This window comes from Allotamlana fucoidanivorans (assembly GCF_006265225.1).
Lineage (GTDB): Bacteria > Bacteroidota > Bacteroidia > Flavobacteriales > Flavobacteriaceae > Allotamlana > Allotamlana fucoidanivorans.
In genome coordinates, this window is record NZ_VDCS01000090.1 from 1 (window position 1) to 317 (window position 317).

The window sequence follows — 317 nt, forward strand, 5'->3', positions numbered from 1 at the left end:
TGTGCGGTTTGTGATGGCTTCTTTTATAGAAATCAGGAAGTGGTTATAGTAGGCGCAGGAGATTCAGCCTGTGAGGAAGCCCATTATTTGTCAAAGCTTTGTAAAAAAGTAACGATGTTGGTGCGTAGAGATGAATTTAGAGCTTCAAAAATCATGGCAGCTAGAGTTCAAAATACAGAAAATATAGAGATACTATTTAACACCGAGACAGATGAAGTTTTAGGAGACGGACAAGTAGTAACAGGGGTTCGTGTTTTCAATAATAAAACCAATGAGAAGCAGGACATTCCAGCCACAGGATTTTTTGTAGCGATTGG

General features: G+C 39.1%; 1 protein-coding gene. It reads left to right on the plus strand.

The features are described from left to right. Nucleotides 1-317 (plus strand): NAD(P)/FAD-dependent oxidoreductase (locus tag FGF67_RS17015; RefSeq protein WP_158293250.1); only part of this gene is annotated, 317 nt, incomplete at both ends.